This is a genomic window from Halalkalibacter sp. AB-rgal2 (assembly GCF_041821005.1).
Lineage (GTDB): Bacteria > Bacillota > Bacilli > Bacillales > Bacillaceae_D > Halalkalibacter.
On the sequence record NZ_JBGUAV010000051.1, the window covers coordinates 1 to 4106 of the forward strand.

Sequence of the window (4106 nt, forward strand, 5' to 3'; positions counted from 1 at the left end):
TTTTATCGTTCCACAGTAGCTCAGTGGTAGAGCTATCGGCTGTTAACCGATCGGTCGTAGGTTCGAATCCTACCTGTGGAGCCATTTTTGTGCTTCCATAGCTCAGCCGGTAGAGCACTACCATGGTAAGGTAGGGGTCAGCGGTTCAAGTCCGCTTGGAAGCTCCAGTTGAATCCTATATATGACACGCCTTTCAGCGACTGAAAGGCGTTTTTAATTTGTTTCGAATTCCGCTCGTGCCGACATTGCAATTTGGTAAATCGTCTTCAAGCAATGTAAATAAACGAGTACAACAGGCTAAGACAAGCTCCACAGCTTTCAGGTGATTCCTATGTTCGCTTAATTCAATAATGGGTATTAGATGTAATTTTTGGTGGAGGTCCCGAAAAAGCTATACGAGACTTTCAACGTGCTCAAGGTATCAAGCTGAATGGGCTTGTAGGACCGCAAACGTAGTCGCAGATGTTTGGATAAAAAAAGAGCCCTCAAGGACTGAATGAACTGTACCCCATAAAATGGACAGTTTATAAAAAGAGACTTAAGCAGCTAGTAAATGACCTCGGTATTGTGCCGGGGTCATTTTCATTAATCCCCATTGGTAACGATGATTATTGTATTCTTCTATATATTCATTCACTTCGTGCTTTAACTGCGTAAGATTTTCGCAGCTCTTGTAATTGACATGATCTTTGAATTGGCCGAAGAATGATTCCATTGGAGAGTTGTCCCAACAGTTTCCCTTTCTTGACATAGACTGACGGATCCCTAGTTGCTTTACCTTCTCCTGAAACATTGGATTTGTATAGTGGACTTCCTGATCAGAGTGAAGAATGGCCTCTGGGTGAAATTGAACAGTGGCTTCTACAAGCTTATCAAGTGTCTGATAAACCAACTCCATTTCTAAGGAACTATAGATGTTATAAGCGACGATTTCTTTCGTAGAACCATCTTTAACACAAGACAAATAAGCCTTCTGGCCCCTACCATAATAAAGATAAGTGATATCTGTCAATAACACTTTACCAGGCTCCTGCTGATCAAACTGACGATCAAGTAGGTTCGGACAAGTACGGTGTTCTTGAGTCGCCTTAAGCATTTTTCGATAAGGGTTTGCTTGTCTTATTTTTGCTCTAAGACCAAACTTCTTCATTAACCTTCTGATTTTCTTATGGTTCATAATGACAAAATAATCATTTTCCAAGATCATTTTAATTTGAAGTGCGCCTACTTTTTCTTTCTTATATTCAAAAATCCACTTAATAAGTTCCATTTCTAGCTCATCTGATTCTTCTCGTTTTTGACGAATCTCCGTTGCTTGTAACCATGCGTAATATCCACTTCTACTTACGTTAGCTAAGGTACATAGGTAAGATACTTCACCCTTCAATTGGTGAACTCTTATGGTTTTTTCAATGAGCTGAAACTTCTCTGATGCCGTTAATAGTTCCTTTTCAACGCCTGCCTCTCTAGTTCTTCTAACTTTTTTAAGAAATCATTTTCAGCTTCTAAAAATTTAATCCTAGCTTCTGCCTTTTTCAATTTCTCTTCTGCAGATAACTTTTTAGTAGAAGGTCGCCCGGAACTCCCTTTTCCTCTACACTCTGACTCAAATCCAACTTCTCCAAACTTTTCAAACGTATCACGCCAACGTTTTAGACTGCGTTTCGGTTGATCCTTACTGATAACTTCTAAATTAAATCCATTCTCAATAAAAATCTGAGAAGGTGTTTTACCTGCATGATACTCTTTTACAGCCATAATCTTAAAAGCTGAATGATAGGAAATAGAACGATCGGATACACGGGCAACGTTGGGATTTTTCTCAAGTTCTTTCATTTGGTACTCCGTATAGATATTTTTACTCATAGAGATTCTCCGTTCAAAATTAATGTTTTTATTATAAACGGGTTTTTCTTCTAAAGACATGAAAAAACCCGAATAGGGGCACTTTTTTTATAAGTGTCCATTATTCGGGTTATAGTTCAGCTTGTGGGGGCTTCAATTTAATGTTCTAATTCAACGAAAACTTGCCGTCAATGAGGCGCTGGACGATATTTTTTATAATGATATCGGCTATGTAAAAAGCTATACCCGCAATCATATAAGGATATACCATTTGAATATCAAACTGTAAATTAGGTATGCTCTGATTTGAAAGTATATTTATTATAACTCCTGCAATAACTCCTGCAATTACCCCTGCTATAGCATAGTAAATAATTTTCCAATTTGGGTTAAGTTTGTCCATAAGCATTGAAAATGGAATGCCAAGTAGCAAATAAATAGGGAGAGTAAACATATAAATAATAATAACGAATTCAGAGAAGAAAAAATCGAAACTTAATGGCTCCCCTCTAAAAAATGTTACAACATAGTCAACAATAGACGCAACAATCACGAATATTAGAGGTGATAAAAATGCGGGGAAAAGTTTGAACATTAGTCTAGTATACCATTTGAAATTTATCATTATCTACATCCTCTCCTTTTTGCATCCTCACCACTTCATTACAGCTGCTCACGTACATTCATCTGAAGAAACTCTTCAAGCTCTTCAATCTGTATTAAAAAAAGACTAGAATTGTATATAGAGTTGATGTTACTTCCGCTATTGACCGCGTCGTTAACGACAGTTGGAATGTGAATGGAAAAACGTGTGCGATCAACGGGATCACGCACCATTGCGCCTTGTGAAACAGATAAAATCGACATGGAATCATGGAAATCCTCTGAGTGGAATCGTTCAAAAGGTGGGCTAATGGAATAACTCACATATTCATTCTCCATAGACGCATTCATTAAAAGCCACTGAGGATGTAAATGTCCGTCTATTTCATTATAATAAACGCTTAACGTCATAGCTTAGCTTCTCCTCTCCGACTTGGTCTTTCAATTGATGCAGAATGCTCCTCGTTGTGTTGTATATTTGCCCAGGTTGAAGGGACCTTCGTGCTCTTTGATTTTCAATGGATTGTAGTTTCAAATGGAAATCCGTTCTTTCCTGCTCTCTCCTTATAGAAGCGATTCGCTGAACAATTGCATGATGAGGTAGCTCAAATAAATCATGTAATTTTTCGACCGATTGATAGTTAATTGCTAAAGGTTCAAATAGATATCTAGGCATTGATAAATATAGAGCGAGCCGATTTGCTTGAGCTTCCTGTAAGTCAATAAATTCTTTCTCTAACTTATCTTGTGAGCCCTCATGGGAAATAACATGAGCCAGCTCATGAAAAAACATCAATCTTTGTTCATAATAGGGAAGTCTACTATCAAGGTAAATGACTGCGAAATCTTCATCATACAAACAATTGCTCTTTCTTTCGTGATAGAGTATGTCTACTTTAAATACTTCACTTAGATTTTCTATTGATAATTCCTCTATTGTATAAATTTTTTTCTCTTTCATCATATTCGTTACTTGAATTTCTTTCAAAGTAGCATATTTCATATGTATTCACCCTTATATAGGAATATATGTTCGCTTTTTATTGTGAAGAAAAGCCCTAAGGAAGGACTTTAAGTTAGTCATATTTACTATTTTAAACGTAAAGCAACCATTTGTTCTATACCTTCGACAAAAACAGTCAAAAATGACATTTATCTTCTTTATGACTCATTCATTCTTTGTTGCATTCTTTTTTTAAGCTTGCGAAATTCCTCACGTTGTCGCATTAAATAATCTCTCTCTTCCTCATCTTCAACATCGACCACACCACCATCATAGGCAATATTGATTTTACTTCGAGGCTGATTTGAGCGGCAGAGAAGGTAGTCGGTATCAACTTCAAAGAAATCAGCAAATTTATTAATCATACTGGCATCCGGCATTCTTGCGCCGTTTTCATATCCTGAAATAGTAGATTCGGCTAGGTTGAATGTTGAGCCGAATTCCTTAACGGTGTATGAAGTTTTGGTTTTTCTTAAATGACGTAATCTCTTTCCGAATTCTTTTTTATCCATTTGATCACCGCCTCTCTCTTTATATTATATCGTTAACTTCGCATAATGAAAAGAATTATTGATGTAATTCACATAACGCATTGACATATGTGCGTTATGAGTTGTATTATGTGTTTAACAACGCAATATGCAAAGTTTAATAG

General features: G+C 36.8%; 6 protein-coding genes and 2 tRNA genes. 3 read left to right on the forward strand and 5 right to left on the reverse strand.

Features of this window, described 5'->3' with window-relative positions; genetic code table 11:
* Positions 1–9: 9 nt before the first annotated feature.
* From ACERJO_RS20775 to ACERJO_RS20785, 3 genes are all read left to right on the forward strand, one after another.
* Positions 10–84, forward strand: a tRNA-Asn gene (locus ACERJO_RS20775).
* Between the two features lie 7 nt (positions 85–91).
* Positions 92–167: transfer RNA gene (locus ACERJO_RS20780), tRNA-Thr, on the forward strand.
* Between the two features lie 199 nt (positions 168–366).
* Positions 367–456, forward strand: coding sequence for a peptidoglycan-binding domain-containing protein (locus tag ACERJO_RS20785; protein WP_373648758.1), 90 nt, complete (start codon positions 367–369; stop codon positions 454–456).
* An 82-nt stretch (positions 457–538) separates the two neighbouring features.
* Here ACERJO_RS20785 and ACERJO_RS20790 read toward each other — a convergent pair.
* The 5 genes from ACERJO_RS20790 to ACERJO_RS20810 form a co-directional block, all read right to left on the reverse strand.
* A protein-coding gene (locus ACERJO_RS20790) for an IS3 family transposase (RefSeq protein ID WP_373648759.1) occupies positions 539–1866 on the reverse strand; the annotation gives its coding sequence in 2 pieces (ribosomal slippage) (positions 539–1494 and positions 1494–1866; 1329 coding nt in all).
* 145 nt (positions 1867–2011) lie between these two features.
* Positions 2012–2470 carry a hypothetical protein gene (locus tag ACERJO_RS20795; protein ID WP_373648754.1) on the reverse strand — a complete coding sequence of 153 codons (459 nt, stop codon included), beginning with the start codon at positions 2468–2470 and terminating at the stop codon, positions 2012–2014.
* Positions 2471–2508: 38 nt separating this feature from the next.
* Positions 2509–2859 (reverse strand): hypothetical protein, encoded by a 351-nt coding sequence (locus tag ACERJO_RS20800; protein ID WP_373648755.1) that lies wholly within the window; start codon positions 2857–2859, stop codon positions 2509–2511.
* Positions 2837–3451, reverse strand: coding sequence for an ImmA/IrrE family metallo-endopeptidase (locus ACERJO_RS20805; RefSeq protein WP_373648756.1), 615 nt, complete (start codon positions 3449–3451; stop codon positions 2837–2839). Before ACERJO_RS20805 ends, ACERJO_RS20800 begins: the two co-directional genes overlap by 23 nt.
* A 158-nt stretch (positions 3452–3609) precedes the next feature.
* Positions 3610–3963, reverse strand: coding sequence for a helix-turn-helix domain-containing protein (locus ACERJO_RS20810; protein ID WP_373648757.1), 354 nt, complete (start codon positions 3961–3963; stop codon positions 3610–3612).
* Positions 3964–4106: the final 143 nt, after the last annotated feature.

What these genes read in the sequence shown, in the direction of transcription:
- ACERJO_RS20805 (WP_373648756.1), bottom strand. Translation starts at nt 3,451, where the DNA reads ATGAAATATGCTACTTTGAAAGAAATTCAAGTAACGAATATGATGAAA.
- ACERJO_RS20810 (WP_373648757.1), bottom strand. Translation starts at nt 3,963, where the DNA reads ATGGATAAAAAAGAATTCGGAAAGAGATTACGTCATTTAAGAAAAACC.
- ACERJO_RS20800 (WP_373648755.1), bottom strand. Translation starts at nt 2,859, where the DNA reads ATGACGTTAAGCGTTTATTATAATGAAATAGACGGACATTTACATCCT.
- ACERJO_RS20795 (WP_373648754.1), bottom strand. Translation starts at nt 2,470, where the DNA reads ATGATAAATTTCAAATGGTATACTAGACTAATGTTCAAACTTTTCCCC.